We start from the raw sequence: 18461 nt of genomic DNA, 5'->3' as shown, positions 1-18461 counted from the left end.
ACCGGTCCCTCGCACTTCGAGCGTAATGCAGTCCGGCGCCATTGGCGTCTCAGATTGAGACACCCATCGAGGCCCGGCGGGATTGTGATCGAAGCAGCGATCAGGAGGTTGCGATGGACAGCGCTGTCCCGAGCCGGCAGACCTACAACCCGTGGACTGTCGTGAACGTCGTCTTCGAGCACCTGGCCGACGCCGGGCTCCATCCGGTCCTCGGTGCGACCGGGAACCCGGGCGAGCCGGCCGCCGCTCTCCTGCAGGCGTTCGGGATCCAGCCCGATCCGCAGGGTGACGAGCAGATCGCGCTGGCCAAGAACGCCCGGCTGGCGGAGCTCAGACAGGCGATGTTCGGCAGCCCCTGAGCCGGTGACCGTCCGTCATCTCAATTTGAGACCTCCACGGCGGTCACAGCGGCGATGTACTGCAAGTGCAGTCGGCCACGAGTGTGAGGAGTGCCATGAGTCGCCAAAGTGTGGCGAAGGCCCACCAGAAGATCCAGGAATTGTCCTGGGAACCTGCGTATCACGAGCCGGTCTCGCACTACGGGACCGACTACACGTTCCAGAAGGCGCAGAAGAAGGACCCCCTCAAGCAGGTCCTGCGGTCGTACTTCCCGATGCAGGAGGAGAAGGACCACCGCGTGTACGGCGCCTCCGACGGAGCCATCCGCGGAAACATGTTCCGCCAGGTGCAGGAACGCTGGCTGGAATGGCAGAAGCTGTTCCTGAGCATCATCCCGCTGCCGGAGATCTCGGCCGCCCGGGCGATGCCGCTGCTGTTCCGGACGGTGCCGAACCCGGAACTGCACAACGGCCAGGCGATCCAGATGATCGACGAGGTACGGCACTCGACGATCCAGCAGAACCTCAAGCGCCTGTACATGAACAACTACATCGACCCCGCCGGCTTCAACTCCAGCCTGCGGAACTTCCAGAGCGACTACTGCGGCACCATCGGCCGTCAGTTCGCCGAGGGGTTCATCACCGGTGATGCCATCACGGCGGCCAGTATCTACCTGACCATCGTGGCGGAGACGGCATTCACCAACACGCTGTTCGTCGCCATGCCGGCCGAGGCGGCCGCGAACGGCGACTACCTGCTACCGACCGTGTTCCACTCGGTCCAGTCCGACGAGTCCCGGCACATCAGCAACGGCTACGCGACGCTACTGATGGCACTCGCCGACGAAGGCAACCACCAGCTGCTCGCCCGCGACCTGCGCTACGCGTGGTGGAACAACCACCGTGTCGTCGACGCCGCGATCGGCACCTTCATCGAGTACGGCACCAAGGACCGCCGCAAGGACCGCGAGAGCTACGCGGAGATGTGGCGGCGCTGGATCTACGACGACTACTACCGCAGCTACCTGGTGCCGCTGGAGAAGTACGGCCTCGAGATCCCGCACGACCTGATCGAGGAGTCCTGGAACCAGATCTGGAACAAGGGCTACGTGCACGAGGTGGCGCAGTTCTTCGCCACCGGCTGGCTGGCCAACTACTGGCGGATCGACCCGATGACCGACAAGGACTTCGAGTGGTTCGAGTACAAGTACCCCGGCTGGTACGACAAGTACGGCGCCTGGTGGGAGAACTACAACCGCCTGTCGATGCCGAACGGGCACAAGCCGATCGTCTTCGAGGACGTCGACTACGAGTACCCGCACCGGTGCTGGACCTGCATGGTCCCGTGCCTGGTCCGCGAGGACATGGTGATGGCCAAGGTCGACGGCCAGTGGCGGACCTACTGCCACGACATGTGCCGCTGGACCGATGAGGTCGCCTTCCGGCCGACGTACCAGGGCCGGCAGACGCCGAACATGGGCAAGCTGATCGGCCACCGCGAGTGGGAGACGCTGTACCACGGCTGGAACTGGGCCGACGTGGTGTCCGACATGGGCTTCGTCAGGGACGACGGCAAGACCATGGTCGCGCAACCACACCTCGACCTGAACCCGGACAAGATGTGGACGCTGGACGACCTGCGCAAGTGCCCGCCACTGGCGAGCCCGAACGTGCTGCTGAACGAGATGAGTGACGACGAGCGGACCGCGTTCGCCGCCCGCTATGTGCGTGGTGGCCCCGCCGGCCGCGCACCCGCCGACGCGTGATCCCCCCCTCGGGGCGGGCGGCACCCCCGTGTCCGCCCGCCCCGGTCCGTCCCCGCAGAGACGTCAGGAACCATGGGCGATAAGCATGTCGTGAGGTTCGAGCCCGTCGGCATCGAGATCGAGGTCGACGAGGATCAGACGATCCTGCGCGCCGCGGCCGAGCAGGGCGTGATGCTCATGCACGGCTGCAAGGAGGGCCAGTGCTCGTCCTGCAAGTCGTTCGTCCTGGACGGCGAGGACATCGAGCTGGACCGCTACTCGACGTTCGCGCTGCCCGAGTACGAACTGGACGAGGGCTACACGTTGCTGTGCCGCGCCCATCCCTACGAGGACCTCACGATCGAGCTGCTCAACTACGACGAGGAGATGATCCGCTCCGGGCTGCCGATCCAGGACCGTACCGCCGAGGTCGTTGCGATCACGCCGGTCACCCACGACCTGCGCCATCTTGTCCTCGAGCTGGTGGATCCCGGCGAGCTGAAGTTCTTCCCCGGCCAGTACGTCGACATCCGGGTTCCGGGCTGGGACGCCACGCGCTCGTTCTCGATGGCGAACACCTCCAGCCGGGAGAGCGGGCAGCTGGAGTTCGTGATCAAGGTCTACCCGGGCGGTATCTTCTCGGATTTCCTCGATCAGAAGTTGGAGGTCGGTCACCGGTTGGAGCTGTCCGGGCCGTTCGGTGTCTTCACCCTGCGGGACAACCCGGGCGCCCGAATTGTCTTCGTCGGTGGCGGCGCCGGGATGGCACCGATCCTGTCGCTGCTGCGATCGATGGCCGAGCGCGGGATCAACCGGCCGGCGACCTACTACTACGGAGCCCGGACCCACCTGGATCTGTGCTTCGACGAGGAGCTCCGGGCGCTGCAGGAGGTCCTACCGGGGTTCAAGTACGTACCGGCGCTGTCCGAGCCGGCCGAGGACGCCGAGTGGGACGGCGAGGTCGGTCTGATCACCGACGTCGTCCGCCGGCACGAACCGGATCTGGCCGGAGCCGACGCCTATGTCTGCGGTCCGCCACCGATGGTGGAGGCCGCGATCCCGCTGCTCGAAGGGCTGGGCGTCGTCACGAAGCACATCTACTACGACAAGTTCACCACGACCGGCGACGCCGGTGACTCGAAGGTGCTGGAGGCAGAGAGCCGATGACCACCACACAAGACTCCGCCACAGGGCGGAGCGTGCCGAAGCCGGTCTTCACCGACGCCGAAGCTGGCGCTCGCGTGTTCCCGGACTCGTACTCACGGCAGTTCAACTACTACACGCCGCAGAAGCGCAAGCAGAGCCACTATGAGGACGTGACCGTCGAGGTCCAACCGGATCCGCGGCACTACCTCACCCAGGGCTGGCTGTACGGGTTCGCCGACGGGCGCGGCGGGTATCCGCTGGACTGGACCGCGCTGAAGGCGTGGGGCTCGGACAAGCCCGCGCCGAAGCGCGGACCGGGCACCGGCGGCATGATCGTCGAGAACTGGCCGGCGACCGGCTGGCACGAGTTCCGCGACCCGAACGAGGAGTGGGAGCTCTCGCTCTACCGCTACAACTCCAACGTCGTCCGCCAGATCACCCAGAACATCGAGGCCGCCCGGCAGTCCAAGGCCTTCGAGCAGTGGAACACCAACTGGGTGCGCTTCGTCGAACACCACATCGGCGCCTGGATGCACGTCGACCACGGTCTCGGCCTCTACCTGTACGCCAACGCGAACCGGCGCGCACCGACGAACATGCACAACAACGCGATCTCGGTGAACAGCATGCACCGGATCCGCGCCGCCCAGGATCTCGCGCTGTACAACCTGACGCTGTCCGAGGAGATCGAGGGCTTCGACGGCAGCGCCCACTTGGAGACGTGGAAGTCAGACCCGGCCTGGCAGGGTGTCCGCGAACTCGCCGAGCGGCTGACCGGGATCGACGACTGGTGTGAGGCGATCTTCGCCGCGAACGTCGTGTTCGAGCCGATCGTCGGCGAACTGTTCCGCAGCCAGCTGGTCCAGCAGGCCGCGCCCAGGAACGGCGACTTCGTCACGCCGACCGTGATCGGCGCCGCCGAGTACGACTTCGCCGAGCGCGACCTGCGCTACACGACGGCGATGTTCGAGCTGCTCACCAACGACCGCGAGTTCGCCGACCACAACAAGTCGATCATGCAGGACTGGGCCGCGGACTGGACCTCGCGGGCGTTGACGGCAGCCCGGACCCTGCAGCCGCTGTGGTCGCAGCCGGACGCGAAACCGCCGCGGTTCGAGGACGGCCTCGACCGGGTCAAGAGCCGGTTCAGCGGCATCGTCACCTCGCTGGGCCTCGAGGAACCGAAGGAGTTGGCACAGTGACCACGCTCAAGGCAGTCGTCGAGAGCCCCTTCAAGTCCGACAACACCGCGTCCAACCGGTGCGGCGTCACGCTGATGAACAACCAGGTCGGGGCGGTCGTCGCCGACGTGATGAGAGAGCTGGACAACGTCACGGTGACGCCGCTGCCGTCGATGATCCGCGTCGACGCGGTCGGCAAGATGGAGTTCATCTACGACGACATCTCCGAGGCGCTCGGTGAGGAGCCCGGGTACTTCGACCAGGCCGAGTTCGAGGAGAACATGTCGACCCACTACGGGCGCATGGTCCACCTCGACGACCGGACGATCATGTTCGCCAATCCAGAGGACGCGGCCGAATACATCGGGTTCGACCTGTCGGCTTCCAAGTAAAAGAGGAGGGCCGGATGTACGAGAAGGACGGTCAGAAGTACTTCGTCGTCGACAGTCACATGCACTACTGGGACGCCTCGCCGGACAACTGGGTGCCGGGCGCCGAACAGTACGCGAAGGGCTGGATCGAGTGTTTCCACGCCTACCAGAGTCTCGCGCCGAAGGAGACCCACTGGACCATCGAGAAGTTCATGAAGTACTCCGAGGACGACCTGATGAAGGACGTCTTCGAGGACGGCTACGTGGACGTCGCGGTGTTCCAGCCGACGTACCTGAAGGAGTGGTACATCGAAGGGTTCAACACCACCGAGCGCAACGCCGCACTGGGCGAGAAGCACCCGGGCATGTTCGTCCACAACACCCGGTTCGACCCGCGCGACGGCGATCCGGGACTGGAGGACCTGAAGAGGAACGTCGACCGGTACGGATCGCGCGGGGTCAAGCTCTACACCGCCGAGTGGAACGCCGGCTCGCGCGGCTACAAGCTCAGTGACCCGGCGGCCTACCGCTTCCTGGAGAAGGCCCAGGAGCTCGGGATCAAGAACATCCATGTCCACAAGGGCCCCACGATCTGGCCGCTGGACAAGGACGCGTTCGACGTCTCCGACGTGGATCACGCCGCGACCGACTTCCCCGAGCTCAACTTCATCGTCGAGCACGTGGGACTGCCGCGGATCGAGGACTTCTGCTTCATGGCGACCCAGGAACCCAACGTGTACGCCGGCCTGTCGGTCGTCATCGGCGGCCTGATGAACGCCCGGCCGCGGTTCTTCGCGAAGGTGATGGGCGAGCTGCTGTTCTGGGTCGGCGAGGACAAGATGACCTTCGGCAGCGACTACGGCATCTGGGAGCCGAAGTGGCAGATCGAGGGCTTCGTCGACTGGGAGTTCCCAGCGGGCGACGAGTTCGCCGACTACCCACGACTCGGAGTGGAGGGCAAGAAGAAGATCCTGGGCCTGAACGCCGCGAAGCTGTACGACCTCAAGGTCCCCGACGAGCTCCAGCTCAAGGAGGCGGAGCCGGCCGCGCAGGACGACGCCAAGCTGGTCACCCAGTAATGACGGCGGTGACTGGGGAGAAGTCCCGGGTCCTGACCGCGCTGGACGCGGTCCGGGACCCGGAGCTGGACGAGCCGATCACGACGCTGGGTTTCGTGTCCACCTGCGTCGTGTCGGCCGCCGGTGACGTCGTGGTGCGGTTGCGGCTGCCGACGTACTTCTGCGCGCCCAACTTCGCCTTCCTGATGGTCGCCGACGCGTACGACGTGGTCGCCGCCCTGCCCGGCGTCCGCGGTGTCGACGTCGCGCTCGTGGACCACTTCGCGTCCGACCAGATCAACGCCGGGGTGGCGGCGCGGGCTGGATTCGCCGCCTCGTTCACGGGCGAGGCGGACGGCGAGCTCGACGAGCTGCGCCGGACCTTCGTGACCAAGGCGATGCTGGCCGGGACGGACCAGGTGTGCCGGCCGCTGCGGGCCGCCGGCGCCGATCCGGCCCGGCTCGCCACGATGACACTCGGCGACGTCCCCGCGTCTGCCGAATTGGAGCGGCTGCTGCGGCGGCGGGCCGAACTCGGGCTGCGCACCGATCCCTCCGCTCCGCTCCTCGTCGACCCCGGCACCGGCTCCCCCATCACCGGTGCCGAGGCGACGAGGCATCTCGGGTTGGCCCGCGTCACCCGGACCGGGATCGAGGCCAACACCGGCATCTGCAGGGGAATGCTGCGCCACCGGTACGCCGAAGCCGGCGTCGGCGAGGAGGAGTAGGGATGAAGGCCGTTCGACTGCACGGATACCACCAGCAGCCGGTCGTCGACGACGTACCGGAACCGGTCGTCAAGGGCCCGCTGGACGTGATCGTCAAGATCGGCGGCGCCGGGGTGTGCCGCACCGACCTGCACATCATCGAAGGCCAGTGGGCCGAAGCGATGCACCCGGCCCTGCCGTACACGATCGGCCACGAGAACGCCGGCTGGGTGCACGAGATCGGTTCGGCGGTGACCAACGTCCAGGTCGGTGACACGGTCATCCTGCACCCGACCCCGACCTGCGGACTCTGCGCCGCCTGCCGGGCCGGCAACGACATGCACTGCGCGCAGAGCAGTTTCCCGGGTCTCGACAGCGACGGCGGCATGGCGGAATACCTGCTGACGTCGGCGCGTGCCTGCGTGAAGCTCGACCCGAGCACCCGGCCGCAGGACGTCGCGGCGCTGGCCGATGCCGGCATCACGGCGTACCACGCGGTCCGCAAGGCGATCCCGCTCCTCCCGCCCGGCACGACGTGCGTCGTGATCGGTGCCGGCGGTCTCGGGCACATCGGGATCCAGTGCCTGGCCGCCCTCACCGCGACCAGGATCATCGTCGTCGACCGCAACCCGGAGGCCCTGAAGCTGGCCGAGCAGCTCGGCGCCGATCAGACAGTGGTTGCCGACGGCAAACAGGTGGAGGCGGTCCTCGACCTGACCGGCGGCGTCGGCGCGAACGTCGTACTCGACTTCGTCGCCGAACAGGGTGCGGAGCAGGACGGCTTCGCGATGACCGCACCGGCCGGTTCGTACTTCGTCATCGGGTACGGCGGCCAGGTCCAGATCCCGACCCTCGACATCATCTCGACCGAGCGCAACATCATCGGCAACATCGTCGGCACCTTCAACGAACTGGCCGAGCTGATGGCGCTCGCCCAGGCCGGGAAGGTCACCCTGCACACCAGGACCTACCCGCTGGACGCGGCCGTCGATGCGGTCGCCGATCTCGACGCCGGCCGGGTCCGCGGCCGCGCGATCCTCGTTCCGTAAGTCACGACCGACCGGGAGGGCTCTGATGGCCAAGGAACTGCGATTCGGTGAGCAGGCCCGCGACCTGCTGCTGTCCGGAGTGGACCAGCTGGCGGACGCGGTGAAATCGACCCTGGGCCCGAAGGGCCGCAACGTGATCCTGGAGAAGATCACCGGATCGCCGGTGGTCACCAACGACGGCGTGACCATCGCCCGGGAGATCCATCTGAAGAACCAGTTCGAGAACATGGGCGCCCAGCTGGTCAAGGAAGCCGCGATCAAGACCAACGACATCGTCGGCGACGGAACCACCACGGCGACCGTGATCGCCCAGGCGATCATCCGCGAGGGCATGGCCGCGATCAGCACCGGTGGGAACCCGGTGCTGGTGAAGCGCGGCATCGACATGGCCGTGGCCCGGTTGGTGGAGCGGCTCCGAGAGGTGGCGCACCCGGTCGCCACCGAGCACGACTTCGCCCGGGTCGCGGCCATCTCGGCCAACGACGACGACATGGTCGGCGCCGTGATCGCGAACGCCCTGTACACCGTCGGCGACGGCGGCATCGTCACCGTCGAGGAGTCGGCCGTGCACGGCATGCGGGTCGACTTCGTCGAGGGCTTCGAGTTCGACAACGGCTACCTGTCGCCGTACATGGTCACGGACCCGGGCAGCCTGCAGGCCGTGCTGGACGACCCGTACATCCTGTTGTGCAGCGAGAAGATCACCAAGGTGCAGGAGATCATGCCGCTGCTGGACAAGATCATGCGGGAGCCGAAGCCGCTGGTGATCCTCGCGGAGAACCTCGAGGGCACCGCGCTCAGCATGCTGGTGCACAACCACGTGAACCGCCTCTTCCAGTGCGTGGCGGTCAAGGCGCCGGGCTTCGGTGACCGGCGGCTGCACAAACTGGAGGACATCGCGGCGATCACCGGCGGCGCGGTCTACAGCCGCCACTCCGGATTCACCCTCGAGACGATGCGGCTCGAGCAGCTCGGCCGGGCGGACCAGGTCAGGGTGACCGCGGACCGTACGGCGATCGTCGCCGAGTCCGGGCACGAGAAGGACGTCGAATTCCGGATCACGCAGTTGCGTGCCGAGTTGGAGCGGGCGACGTTCGGGGTCGACGAGGACGTGCTCACCGAGCGGATCGGTGCATTGTCCGGCAAGGTCGCGGTGATCCGGGTCGGTGCCCCGACGCCGGCCGAGCTGAAGGAACTGCAGCACCGAGTCGAGGATGCTTTGTCGGCGACCCGCGCCGCCATGGCCGAGGGCATCGTCGCCGGTGGCGGGATGGCTCTGCTCCATGCCGAGTCGGCGCTCGACAGTCTCGACGTCAAGGACGACTACGCCATCGGTGTGAAAATCGTCCGGCGGGCGTTGCGCGAGCCGGCGTACCTGATCGCCGCGAACGCCGGCTACAACGGCGCGGAGGTCCTGGAACGGACCTCGCAGCTCGGAGTCGACGAAGGCTTCGACGCGCTCGAAGGCAAGTACGGGAACATGCTCGACATGGGGATCGTCGATCCCCTCCGAGTCGCCCGCTCAGCACTACAGAACGGCGCCTCGGTCGCCGGCCTGCTGCTCACCACCAACACACTGGTCGCCGAGGAGCAGACACCGTGGGGCGGCAGCGCCGCCCTGATGACCGAGTACGGCGCTCTGGACGAAGGGCTGCACCAGCCCTCCCCCGACTCCAGCACACCTCAGTCCCTGGGTCTCGGCCCGTCGGTCGGCTGACCCCTCACCGCCCGCCGGCTCGAACCTTCCGCTCGAGCCGGCGGTGCCCTGTCTGGGCGGCGCGGAGGGGTGGGTCGGGCGCGAGTGTGCCGTCGGGGGCGATGTGGGCGAGGATCTGGTCGACCAGGGCCACGATGTGCGGATCGTCGACGGTGTAGATGCGGCGCCTGCCCTCCCGACGCAGCGAGATGAGACCGGCCAGGCGGAGTTTGGCGAGGTGCTGGCTGGCCGTGGTGATGCTGACGCCGGCACGATCGGCCAGCGTGCCTACGTCGTACTCGCCGTTGGTGGCGAGCCAGACCAGGTGCAGCCGCACGGGCGCGACGAGCAGCCCAAGGGTGCGGGCCGCGGCGTGCAGCTGCAGACTGGTCGGCTCGGTCATGACTCAGTAGATGTTGGACGGACGGACCATGCCTTCGGCCAGGTCGCCGAAGCCGGGGGCCATGATCGCACCGGGGTTGCCGAGGATCTCCTCGACGACCGCGGTCTCGGTGGTGATCAGCAGCGCCGCGATCGAGGCAGCACTTTCCAGGGCTGCCCTGGTTACCTTGAGCGGGTCCATCACACCTTCGTCGAACATGTCGGCGTACTGGCCGGTGAGCGCGTTGAAGCCGGTGCCGAGCGGCTGGCTCGCGACCTTGGCGACGACCTCGTCACCGTCGTACCCCGCGTTGATCGCGATCCATCGCAGCGGCTCGGGCAACGCCCGCCGGACGACCTCGCGGCCGACCGCGGCGTCACCGGTCAGCTCGACCCGTGACACCGCCTCCTGTGCCTGGACGAGCGCCGTACCTCCGCCGGCCACGACACCCTCCTCGACCGCGGCCCGGGTCGCGGCCAGCGAGTCCTCGACCCGCAGCATCCGCTCCTTGCGCTCGACGCTGGTCGCGCCGCCAACCTGGATGACAGCCACCCGCCCGGACAGCCGGGCCATCCGCAGCTGCAGGTTGTCCCGGTCGGCGTCGATCCTGGCCCGCTCGAACTGCGTCTCCAGCTGGCTCAGCCGCGCGTCCACCAGGTTCGCGTCGCCGTGACCCCCGACGATCGTCGTCCGGTCCTCGGTGATCGTGATCCGGTCACACGACCCGAGGTGGTTCAGCGCGATTTCGGCCAGGTCCAGCCCGGTGTCGGTCGCGATGACCTGACCGCCCAGAGCCACCGCGAGGTCTTCGAGCTCGGCCACGCGGCGGTGCCCGAAGCCGGGAGCCCGGACGACAACCGACCGCATCGTGTTGTGCATGTTGCCGCCGACAAGCAGTTGCAGCGCCGGACCGTCGACGTCCTCGGCCAGTACGACGAGCGGCCGGTCCGCGCGCTTGGCCGCCTCGACCGTCGGCATGATGTCCTGCACCTGGGAGATCTTCTTGTTGGTGAGCAGGATGACCGGGTTCTCGTAGACGGCCTCCATCCGCTCCTTGTCGGTGACCATGTACAGCGACACATAGCCGTGGTCGAACTCGATCCCGTCCACGATCTCGACCGACAGACCGATGGCATCGGACTCTTCCGTGGTGACGACGCCGTTGCGGCCGACCCGAGTGACCGCGTCGGCGATCACCTCGCCGATCGTCTCGTCGTCACTGGCGGCCAGCGTCGCGATGTGCCGCAGGTCGTCCGGGCCGCCGACCTCGGCGGCCCACGAGCGCAGCGTCTCCACCACGACCGGAACTGTCTGCTCGATGCCACGACGGACCCGCATCGGGTTCGCGCCGGCGTCGACCGCGCGCAGTCCCTCACGGACCATCGCCTGCGCCAGCACGGTCGCCGTCGTGGTGCCGTCGCCGACGACACCGTTGGTGTTCATCGCGACTTCCTTCACCAGCTGGGCGCCCATGTTCGCGAACGGCTCGCGCAGCTGGATCTCTTTCGCGATCGTCACGCCGTCGTTGGTGATGGTCGGCGGGCCGGTCAGCTTCTCCAGGACGGCGTTGCGCCCCTTCGGGCCGAGCGTCACCTTGATCGCGTCGGCGAGCGAGTTCACGCCGGACTCGAGCAGCCGGCGTGCCTCCTCGTTGAACCGCAGTTCCTTTGCCATGGTCAGACCACCTTTCGGGTCACGGGATGAGAATCGCCCGGCCGCGGACCCTGCCCGCGTCGAGGTCATCGAGAGCCTGCTGGAAGTCGGCGAGTGGGTACTTCGTGGTGTGCAGGGCGACCTTGCCCTGCGCGGCCAGCACCATCAGTTCCTGCAGATCGGTGTAGGAGCCGACCAGGTTGCCGACGAAGTTGATCTCGGTCGAGATGATGTCGATCGTCGGTACGACGAGGTCCTCGCCGTACCCGACGACGTAGTAGTTGCCGGCCCGGCGGAGCATCCGGACACCCTCGGAGGTGGCGCCGCCTTCGCCGACGAAGTCCACGACCGCCTCCGCGCCCTTCCCGCCGGTGAGCGCGAGTACGTCCTCCACCTGGGTGCCGTTGGCAACAATGCCGTGATCGGCCCCGATCGCGACGGCCAGCTCGACCGCCGCCGGGTTGCGGTCGACCACGACCAAGGTCGCGGCCGAGATCGCCTTCAGCACCTGGATGCCGATGTGGCCGAGACCGCCGGCGCCGATCAGCACGCAGACGTCCCCGGGCCTGGTCGACCGGGCCACCTTGGCCGCCGCGTGGTACGCCGTCAGTCCGGCATCCGCGAGTGCGGCTACGTCGGCCGGATCGAGGCTGTCGTCGATCCGGACCACGCTGCGGGCAGTGGTCCGCAGGTAGTCGGCGTACCCGCCGTCGGTGTCGATGCCCGGGAACCGGCTGTTCTCACAGTGCACGTCGTCACCGGAGCGGCAGGCACGGCACAGGCCACAGGTCATCAGTGGATGCAGGATCACCTTGTCGCCCGGCTGGACGTTGGTGACGGCATCGCCGACGGCGTGCACCCAGCCCGCGTTCTCGTGGCCGATCGTGTACGGCAGCGCGACGCCGCTCTTCCCGGCCCACTGCCCTTCGAGGATGTGCAGGTCGGTCCTGCACACCCCCGCACCGCCGATCCTCACGATCACGTCGAGCGGCCCCTGGATCTCGGCTTCGGGTATGTCGGTGAGCTGCAACTTGGTGTGGTAGCCGACTACCTGGACCGCCCTCATGACGTGCTCCTTGCGTTCGTGACTCGGATGGACATGCCGTCGGGCTCCACGTCGGCGTACCGGGTCGCGAGCAGTCCGCGGCAGAAGTGGGAGTTTCCCTCGATCGAGATCCGCACGGCCTTGGCGAACCGGAGCCGCAACGGGACCGCCTCGGCGGCGAGCGGCGCACCGTCCTCGTCCACCAGCACCGGTTCGTCCGGATGTACGCCGAGACCGATCGCGACCCGTCGTCGCAGCAACGCCTCCTTGTGCGGACCGTCCGGGAGATCGGCGAGGGTGACCTGGTGGAGATCGTCGACCGTCATCCCGCTGGCCTTCAGCACCGCCTCGGCACAGCGCTCCATCGCCGCGGTATGCGCCTTGTGCCGGAAGATCCGGCGCAGTTCGTCCAGGCTCGTCTCCGCCTCGACACCGAACGTGCCGACGTACCCGGCGTCGGCGGCGAGGCCGGCGTTGATCTTGTCCGAGTCGTGGTGATCGTCGAGTCGCACCACAACCCGTCCCAGGCCGTCGACCCGCCGGAGCGCGTCGACGGCGTCGGATGCCATCAGGTACGCGAAGTTCGGCGAGCAGAACGACGTCGGCAGCCGCAGATGGACCACGACCTTGGTGTCGTCGATCCGGATCGACCGGACGAACCCCAGCGTTGTGATGGGTTCGTCCAGTTCCGGATCCGTGACCGTCGCCAAGGCGGCCACGATCTCGTCGACCACCGAGGTCGCGACGGCCGTCATGCGCGTGCGCCGGCCGCCACCTCGACAGAGGCGTCACCGGCATCGGTGGGCAGCCGCAGCTCCTGCGGTACGTCGAGGTCGTACAGCGCGGCCGCGTTCAGGCCGAGGATCTTCTTCTTCTGCGCGGTCGTGATCGGCGCGTACTCCGGCAGCTCCGCGGGGATCTGGAAGTCCACGAACTTCTCCACCAGCCACTGGGGCGTCCAGAGCGCGTAGTCGCTGGCGAACAGGATCTTGTCCTCGCCGAGCCAGTAGAGCAGTTCGCCGATGATCTGCGCGAAGTACTTCGGCCGGGCGTGCACGAACGGCATGGCCACCGCGAGACCGCCGTACACGTTGGACTCCTGGGTGGCGATCCAGCAGAAGTCCTCCAGCCGGGGCAGGCCGACATGCTCGACGATGAAGTTCAGGTCCAGGTAGTCGGTCGCGACCTTGTCGATGTCGGCGACGTCGAACGCGTCCCGGTCGAGCGGGCGGATCGTGGGGCCCTTGTGCACATGGATGTTCTTGATGCCGAGCTTGAGGCACTCCTCCAGGTACCGGCGCGACCACGGGTCGTCGAGCTTGTAACCGCGCGAGTCACCGTGCCACTCGGCGGTGTAGAGCTTCACGCCCTTGAGGTTCATCCGCTCGGAGTCCCGCCGGAGCTGCTCCAGACCCTCCTCACCGTTGCGCGGGTCGTAGGCGTGGTTGTAGGTCAGCTTGTCCGGGTGCTTGGACGCCAGCCCGAACGCCTCCTCGGTCTGGCCGAACCCGTTCTTGTAGAAGTCGCTGAGCAGCGTGGCCTGGAAGATCGCGTGGTCGGCGTACCCGTCGTCGAAGACGTCCTTCATCAACCGGTCGCCGCCGTAGTAGGTGTAGGTGTCGTAGTCCCACACCACGTCTTCCGGGCTGAGGTTGCGGTGGTAGTCGTAGAAGCAGTCGATGAACTGCTTGCCGTGCACGTTCTTCAGGTTCGACTCGCGGCCGTCCCAGATGTGTACGTGCGCGTCGACCACGTAGTACTTCTCGCCGTTCTTCTCGTACATGACGTCCTCGCTTCGTGGGTCTGATCTCGGGATGAGCTCCGGTCCGGGCGCGGGCCAGGCCCCGGACCGGAGCGGCACAGCGTGTTAGTGCACGGTCAGGTCGAAGCCGATGTATTCGGCGGCGTCCTCGGGGCTGGCGAACAGGAGGGTCTTGTCGTCGAGGTGGACCATCCGGCCGTAGTGGGTGGAGCTGATCTCCTCGAACACCGAGCCGTCGAACTCCGAGCCGAGCGCGTCGGTCAGTTCGGCGTAGTCGAAGTCGAGTACGCCGGTCCCGTCGACCCGGATCATCGACGGGTACTCGGTCAGCTCGACGCCGTCCTTGGCGCCCATCACCTGGGCGACGACCCGGCCGACGGGAGTGTTCATCAGGGTCACACCGGTCTTGTTGGAGAACTCGGCGGCAGATCCGAACTGCATGCTCACTTGTCCAGCTCCTTCGGAATGTCCAGCCCGAGGTCCTCGAGCAGGCAACGGAACTTCTGCTTGGCCGCGTCCAGGCTGTCCGCGAACGTGACGGACTTGTCGGCCGGCTGCGACCAGATCGGCTGCAACGCCTGCGCAGCAGCGATGCAGCGCGGCACCCAGGTCGTCAGCCACTCGCCGAACAGCACCTTGTTGGTCTCGCCGTACTGCTCGTCGCGGGTCAGCAGGCGGAACAGGTTGCGGGTGTAGGCCAGGTCGCGGTCGTAGTCGTGCTCGCCGGTGCCGACGATGGTCGGCGTCAGGTAGTCACCGTTGCGGGCCGCGATCTGCATCACCAGCTCGGTCCGGAACAGCGAGCCGACCAGCTGCTCGAACACGATGTTGGTGGCGAACAGCAGCTCGCACCAGTCGCCGACGGCGGTCAGTCGCTCGACCACCTCACGCGTCGGCTGCCACTCCGGCGCGCTCTGCCAGACCTCCTTGTGGGCGGCGCCGTCGAACTCCACCTCGGCCTCGGCCAGGTCGAGGTTGAACAGGGCCAGGTCCTGGGCGAAACGCATCTTGTGGGCGGCGTTGACGGCCACCGCGGTGTTGATCATGTTCGTCGGTCCGGACCGCTGGATGCTGGTGAAGACATGCAGCGCCAGGCCGTTCTCGGCGTGCATCCAGGCACCGAGGTTGCGTTCGACGAACTTCAGCCAGGCCGGGTTCCAGGCGTCGTACGCCCTGGCCCGCTTGGCGTTCTGCAGGCCCAGGTCGACCTGACGGACGACCGCGGAGTTGTTCCGGTAGATCGTCTGGTTCCACTCCTCGTTCGGGTCGAGGAAGGCGTGCCAGTTCGACGACTTCGCGGCGGTCCACTCCTTCGGGTAACCGCCGGGGCCGTCGCCGAACCCGTAGATCCAGCCCTGCGTCAGGTGCCGCTCGGGGTCCGGCTGGACGTCGACGGTGACGTCCTCGTACATCGTCGCCCGCAGCTTGGCCGGCTTGTAGTAGTTGTACGACCGGCTCTTCGAGCTCGGGAACTCCAGCGCCCCCGCCTCGGAGTCGGTGAACTCGATCTTGGGGAAACTGCGGTGCTTGGTTTGCTCCATCTCAGACTCCATCGGTAGTCGCTGGGCTGGTGAACTTGTCGTAGAAGACCTGGTCCTTCGGCACGTTGGTTGCCTCCAGCAACGCCAAGGCAGCGTCGACCATCGGCGGCGGACCGCACAGGTAGACCTCGCTGCGGTGCAGCTCCGCCTCCCGCCGCTCGACGATGTCGGTGACGTTGCCCTCCTCGACCACGAGACCGTCCGCATCCGCGGCCGACTCGGACAGGCAGGCCACGAACTCGAAGCCGGCCAGTTCCGCGCCGAGCTCCTGGATCGCGTCGAGGTAGAACAGGTCGCCCGCGGTCCGGGCGCCGTAGTAGAACCGGACCGGACGGGTGCTGCCGGTCTCCCGCAGGTGCCGGAGGATGGACAGGATGGGTGCCATCCCGGCCCCGCCGGCCACGCAGACGACCGGCAGTACGTGGCCGTCCTTCAGCGTGGACGAGCCGTACGGCCCGGTCAGCGACAGTTCGTCGCCTACCGCCAGCTCGCCGTCCAGCAAGGCCGAGAACCGGCCGCCCGGGTACTTCTTGATCAGGAACTCGAGGTCGTCCGGCGTCGACTGGGTGGTCGCCATCGAGAACGACCGGTGGTCGTCGGTGCCGGGGATGGTGATGTCGGCGTACTGGCCCGGCTTGAACTCGAACGCCCGCTCGGCCTTCAGCCGGAGCGAGACGATGTCGCGGGTGACCGGCTCGATCGCCACCACCCGGGCGCTCAGCGTCTGGATCGGGACCCCGCCGAGCAGCTCCTCCTCGTCGAAGTTGAGCAGCTCGATCGTGCAGTCACTGAAGGCGTGTGCCCGGCACAGCAGCACGTAGCCCTCGGCAACTTCGGCGTCGTTGCAGGCGAAGGTCGAGTAGCGCTCCATCTGCAGGTCGCCCTCCAGCACGTACGACTTGCAGGCGGAGCACTGCCCCTCCTTGCAGCCGTGCATCAGGTGGATGCCCTGCCGGAACGCCGCGTCGAGGATCTTGTCGTCCTCGGTGACGTCCATCTCGATGTCGACCGGTTCGAAGCGGATCCGGTGGGTGTCGGCCACGTCGGGGCCTCCTCACGCTCGGGTGGAACGACTGGTGGCGACGCTCATCCCCGCGCCGCCACCAGCCGGTTCGGTGGGGTCAGGCGACGGCCTTGGTGCCGTTCGCCTTGTACGCCGCGATGTGCGCCTCGCGCTCGGCGTCGGTCATCTCGTTCAGCAGCACGTTGGGGCTGTTGAACGTGTTGCCGCGGACGTCGTCGAGGGTCCACATCTTCTTCGGGTCGTCCAGGTCCAGGTGCGGCTGACCGATCAGGGTCTTGCCGTCGTCCCGGACGTACCCGAGGTCGGAGACGATGTCAGCCAGGTCCTTGCCGTGGTGCAGCGTCTCCCATTCGCGGAAGCCGGTCAGGCGGCCCATGTTCGGGGTCGGCCGGCCGTCGTACTCACCGCGGAACGCGACCGCGTCGGTCCAGTAGCACGTCTCGGAGCAGTAGGTGCGCCACTGGCCGTCGACCTTCTCGGTCACCATGTCCTCGTGGATCAGCGCCGGCACCATGCAGGTCCAGCACCGGTGCGGGTACTGGTAGCCGACGTCCTCGAACGCGATCGGCTTGTTCCGGCCCGGGTAGGCCAGCCGGTTGTAGTTCTCCCACCACTTGCCGTACTTCGAGTACCAGCCCGGGTACTTGTCCTCGAACCACTCGAAGTCCTTGTCGGTCATGGCGTCGATCCGCCAGTAGTTGACCGGCCAGCCGGTGGCGAAGAACCGCGCCACCTCGTGCACGTAGCCCTTGTCCACGATCCGCTTCCAGGCCTCTTCGACCAGGTCGTGCGGGATGGTGAGTCCGTACTTCTCCAGCGGCAGCAGGTAGCTGCGGTAGTAGTCGTCGTAGATCCACCGGCGCCACATCTCCGCATAGCTCTCACGGTCCTTACGGCGGTCCTTCGTGCCGTACTCGATGAACGTGCCGATGGCCGCGTCCACGACACAGTGGTTGTTCCACCACGCGTACCGCAGGTCGCGCTCGAGCAGCGGCCGGTTGCGCTCGTCGGCCAGCGCCATCAGCAGGATCGAGTACCCGTTGCTGATGTGCCGCGACTCGTCGGACTGGACCGAGTGGAAGACCGTCGGCAGCAGGTAGTCGCCGTTGGCCGCGGCCTCGTCCGGCATGGCCACGAACAGCGTGTTGGTGAAGGCCGTCTCGGCCACCACGGTCAGGTAGATGTTCGCGGCGGTGATCGCGTCACCGGTGATGAACCCCTCACCGAACTGCCGGCCGATGGTGCCCGCGTAGTTGTTCGCGAACGCCTTCTCGGTCATGTCGAACCCGGCCGGGTCGATGTAGTTGTTCATGTACAGCTTCTTGAGATTCATCTGGATCGTCGAGTGCCGGACCTCGTCGATCATCTGCACCGCGAGCCCGTTGTGGATCTCCGGGTTCGGTACGGCGTCGATCGCCATCGGCATCGCCCGGGCCGCGGAGATCTCCGGGAACGGGATGATGCTGAGGAACAGCTTCTGCCACTCCAGCCAGCGCTGCTGGACCTGGCGGAACATGTTTCCGCGGATGGCGCCGTCCATGGCGCCGTACACGCGGTTGTCCTTCTCCTCCTCCATCGGGAAGTAGGACCGCATGATCTGCTTCAGCGGGTCCTTCTTCGGCGCCTTCTCGAAGGTGTAGTCAGTCCCGAACCGGGTCGCCGGAGTGGCGAAGGTGGGCTCCCACGAGAGTTCGGTGATCTTGGCATGCGCCTTGGTGAGACTCTGCCTGCTCAATGTCTGCCTCCAGGGTCGGGAGCCGGCT

At 67.0% G+C, this 18461-nt stretch carries 18 protein-coding genes; 9 read left to right on the top strand and 9 right to left on the bottom strand.

Annotation, left to right across the window (positions count from 1 at the left end; translation table 11 throughout):
- Positions 1 to 113: 113 nt before the first annotated feature.
- The 9 genes from OG817_RS10935 (at position 114) to groL (OG817_RS10895) (ending at position 9312) form a co-directional block, all read left to right on the top strand.
- On the top strand, positions 114 to 359 hold the full coding sequence (locus OG817_RS10935; protein WP_406053710.1) for a hypothetical protein: 246 nt from the start codon (positions 114 to 116) through the stop codon (positions 357 to 359).
- A gap of 95 nt (positions 360 to 454) precedes the next feature.
- The gene (locus OG817_RS10930) at positions 455 to 2104 is read left to right on the top strand and encodes a hypothetical protein (RefSeq protein ID WP_406053708.1); all 1650 of its coding nucleotides are present in this window, start codon (positions 455 to 457) and stop codon (positions 2102 to 2104) included.
- Between the two features lie 90 nt (positions 2105 to 2194).
- On the top strand, positions 2195 to 3250 hold the full coding sequence (locus OG817_RS10925; RefSeq protein ID WP_406053706.1) for an NADH:ubiquinone reductase (Na(+)-transporting) subunit F: 1056 nt from the start codon (positions 2195 to 2197) through the stop codon (positions 3248 to 3250).
- On the top strand, positions 3247 to 4431 hold the full coding sequence (locus tag OG817_RS10920) for a hypothetical protein (protein ID WP_406053704.1): 1185 nt from the start codon (positions 3247 to 3249) through the stop codon (positions 4429 to 4431). The genes OG817_RS10925 and OG817_RS10920 overlap by 4 nt, the downstream gene beginning before the upstream one ends.
- Positions 4428 to 4802 (top strand): propane 2-monooxygenase effector subunit MimD, encoded by a 375-nt coding sequence (gene mimD, locus OG817_RS10915; RefSeq protein ID WP_396393431.1) that lies wholly within the window; start codon positions 4428 to 4430, stop codon positions 4800 to 4802. The genes OG817_RS10920 and mimD (OG817_RS10915) overlap by 4 nt, the downstream gene beginning before the upstream one ends.
- A gap of 14 nt (positions 4803 to 4816) precedes the next feature.
- Positions 4817 to 5860, top strand: a complete 1044-nt coding sequence (locus tag OG817_RS10910; RefSeq protein WP_406053702.1) for an amidohydrolase family protein — start codon at positions 4817 to 4819, stop codon at positions 5858 to 5860.
- Positions 5860 to 6567, top strand: coding sequence for an iron-sulfur cluster assembly protein (locus tag OG817_RS10905; RefSeq protein ID WP_360448997.1), 708 nt, complete (start codon positions 5860 to 5862; stop codon positions 6565 to 6567). The genes OG817_RS10910 and OG817_RS10905 overlap by 1 nt, the downstream gene beginning before the upstream one ends.
- Positions 6568 to 6569: 2 nt before the next feature.
- Positions 6570 to 7595, top strand: coding sequence for an NAD(P)-dependent alcohol dehydrogenase (locus OG817_RS10900; RefSeq protein ID WP_406053699.1), 1026 nt, complete (start codon positions 6570 to 6572; stop codon positions 7593 to 7595).
- Positions 7596 to 7620: 25 nt separating this feature from the next.
- Entirely contained in the window at positions 7621 to 9312 is a 1692-nt protein-coding gene (gene groL, locus OG817_RS10895; RefSeq protein ID WP_406053697.1) for a chaperonin GroEL, read from the top strand.
- Positions 9313 to 9316: 4 nt separating this feature from the next.
- On the opposite strand, the gene OG817_RS10890 is transcribed toward groL (OG817_RS10895), so the two are convergent.
- The 9 genes from OG817_RS10890 to OG817_RS10850 form a co-directional block, all read right to left on the bottom strand.
- The gene (locus tag OG817_RS10890) at positions 9317 to 9694 is read right to left on the bottom strand and encodes an ArsR/SmtB family transcription factor (protein ID WP_406053695.1); all 378 of its coding nucleotides are present in this window, start codon (positions 9692 to 9694) and stop codon (positions 9317 to 9319) included.
- Positions 9695 to 9697: 3 nt separating this feature from the next.
- Positions 9698 to 11347: a chaperonin GroEL gene (gene groL / locus OG817_RS10885; RefSeq protein WP_406053693.1), complete on the bottom strand. Its 1650-nt coding sequence runs from the start codon at positions 11345 to 11347 to the stop codon at positions 9698 to 9700.
- Between the two features lie 19 nt (positions 11348 to 11366).
- Positions 11367 to 12392, bottom strand: a complete 1026-nt coding sequence (locus OG817_RS10880) for an NAD(P)-dependent alcohol dehydrogenase (RefSeq protein WP_406053691.1) — start codon at positions 12390 to 12392, stop codon at positions 11367 to 11369.
- On the bottom strand, positions 12389 to 13126 hold the full coding sequence (locus OG817_RS10875; protein WP_406053689.1) for an iron-sulfur cluster assembly protein: 738 nt from the start codon (positions 13124 to 13126) through the stop codon (positions 12389 to 12391). The genes OG817_RS10880 and OG817_RS10875 overlap by 4 nt, the downstream gene beginning before the upstream one ends.
- Entirely contained in the window at positions 13123 to 14154 is a 1032-nt protein-coding gene (locus OG817_RS10870) for an amidohydrolase family protein (RefSeq protein WP_406053687.1), read from the bottom strand. Before OG817_RS10870 ends, OG817_RS10875 begins: the two co-directional genes overlap by 4 nt.
- An 84-nt stretch (positions 14155 to 14238) precedes the next feature.
- Positions 14239 to 14574 (bottom strand): propane 2-monooxygenase effector subunit MimD, encoded by a 336-nt coding sequence (mimD, locus tag OG817_RS10865; protein ID WP_131354711.1) that lies wholly within the window; start codon positions 14572 to 14574, stop codon positions 14239 to 14241.
- Positions 14575 to 14576: 2 nt separating this feature from the next.
- On the bottom strand, positions 14577 to 15674 hold the full coding sequence (locus tag OG817_RS10860) for an aromatic/alkene monooxygenase hydroxylase subunit beta (protein ID WP_406053685.1): 1098 nt from the start codon (positions 15672 to 15674) through the stop codon (positions 14577 to 14579).
- 1 nt (position 15675) lies between these two features.
- Positions 15676 to 16716: an FAD-binding oxidoreductase gene (locus OG817_RS10855; protein WP_360449016.1), complete on the bottom strand. Its 1041-nt coding sequence runs from the start codon at positions 16714 to 16716 to the stop codon at positions 15676 to 15678.
- A gap of 79 nt (positions 16717 to 16795) precedes the next feature.
- Positions 16796 to 18433 carry a methane monooxygenase gene (locus OG817_RS10850; protein WP_131515078.1) on the bottom strand — a complete coding sequence of 546 codons (1638 nt, stop codon included), beginning with the start codon at positions 18431 to 18433 and terminating at the stop codon, positions 16796 to 16798.
- Positions 18434 to 18461 lie beyond the last annotated feature (28 nt).

This window comes from Kribbella sp. NBC_00889 (assembly GCF_045207705.1).
Classification (GTDB): Bacteria; Actinomycetota; Actinomycetes; order Propionibacteriales; family Kribbellaceae; genus Kribbella.
This window is presented reverse-complemented; position numbering and strand designations above follow the sequence as displayed.

What these genes read in the sequence shown, in the direction of transcription:
- OG817_RS10880 (WP_406053691.1), bottom strand. Translation starts at nt 12,392, where the DNA reads ATGAGGGCGGTCCAGGTAGTCGGCTACCACACCAAGTTGCAGCTCACC.
- groL (WP_406053693.1), bottom strand. Translation starts at nt 11,347, where the DNA reads ATGGCAAAGGAACTGCGGTTCAACGAGGAGGCACGCCGGCTGCTCGAG.
- OG817_RS10935 (WP_406053710.1), top strand. Translation starts at nt 114, where the DNA reads ATGGACAGCGCTGTCCCGAGCCGGCAGACCTACAACCCGTGGACTGTC.
- OG817_RS10905 (WP_360448997.1), top strand. Translation starts at nt 5,860, where the DNA reads ATGACGGCGGTGACTGGGGAGAAGTCCCGGGTCCTGACCGCGCTGGAC.
- OG817_RS10890 (WP_406053695.1), bottom strand. Translation starts at nt 9,694, where the DNA reads ATGACCGAGCCGACCAGTCTGCAGCTGCACGCCGCGGCCCGCACCCTT.
- OG817_RS10930 (WP_406053708.1), top strand. Translation starts at nt 455, where the DNA reads ATGAGTCGCCAAAGTGTGGCGAAGGCCCACCAGAAGATCCAGGAATTG.
- OG817_RS10900 (WP_406053699.1), top strand. Translation starts at nt 6,570, where the DNA reads ATGAAGGCCGTTCGACTGCACGGATACCACCAGCAGCCGGTCGTCGAC.
- OG817_RS10920 (WP_406053704.1), top strand. Translation starts at nt 3,247, where the DNA reads ATGACCACCACACAAGACTCCGCCACAGGGCGGAGCGTGCCGAAGCCG.
- OG817_RS10910 (WP_406053702.1), top strand. Translation starts at nt 4,817, where the DNA reads ATGTACGAGAAGGACGGTCAGAAGTACTTCGTCGTCGACAGTCACATG.
- OG817_RS10875 (WP_406053689.1), bottom strand. Translation starts at nt 13,126, where the DNA reads ATGACGGCCGTCGCGACCTCGGTGGTCGACGAGATCGTGGCCGCCTTG.
- OG817_RS10860 (WP_406053685.1), bottom strand. Translation starts at nt 15,674, where the DNA reads ATGGAGCAAACCAAGCACCGCAGTTTCCCCAAGATCGAGTTCACCGAC.
- mimD (WP_131354711.1), bottom strand. Translation starts at nt 14,574, where the DNA reads ATGCAGTTCGGATCTGCCGCCGAGTTCTCCAACAAGACCGGTGTGACC.
- groL (WP_406053697.1), top strand. Translation starts at nt 7,621, where the DNA reads ATGGCCAAGGAACTGCGATTCGGTGAGCAGGCCCGCGACCTGCTGCTG.
- OG817_RS10870 (WP_406053687.1), bottom strand. Translation starts at nt 14,154, where the DNA reads ATGTACGAGAAGAACGGCGAGAAGTACTACGTGGTCGACGCGCACGTA.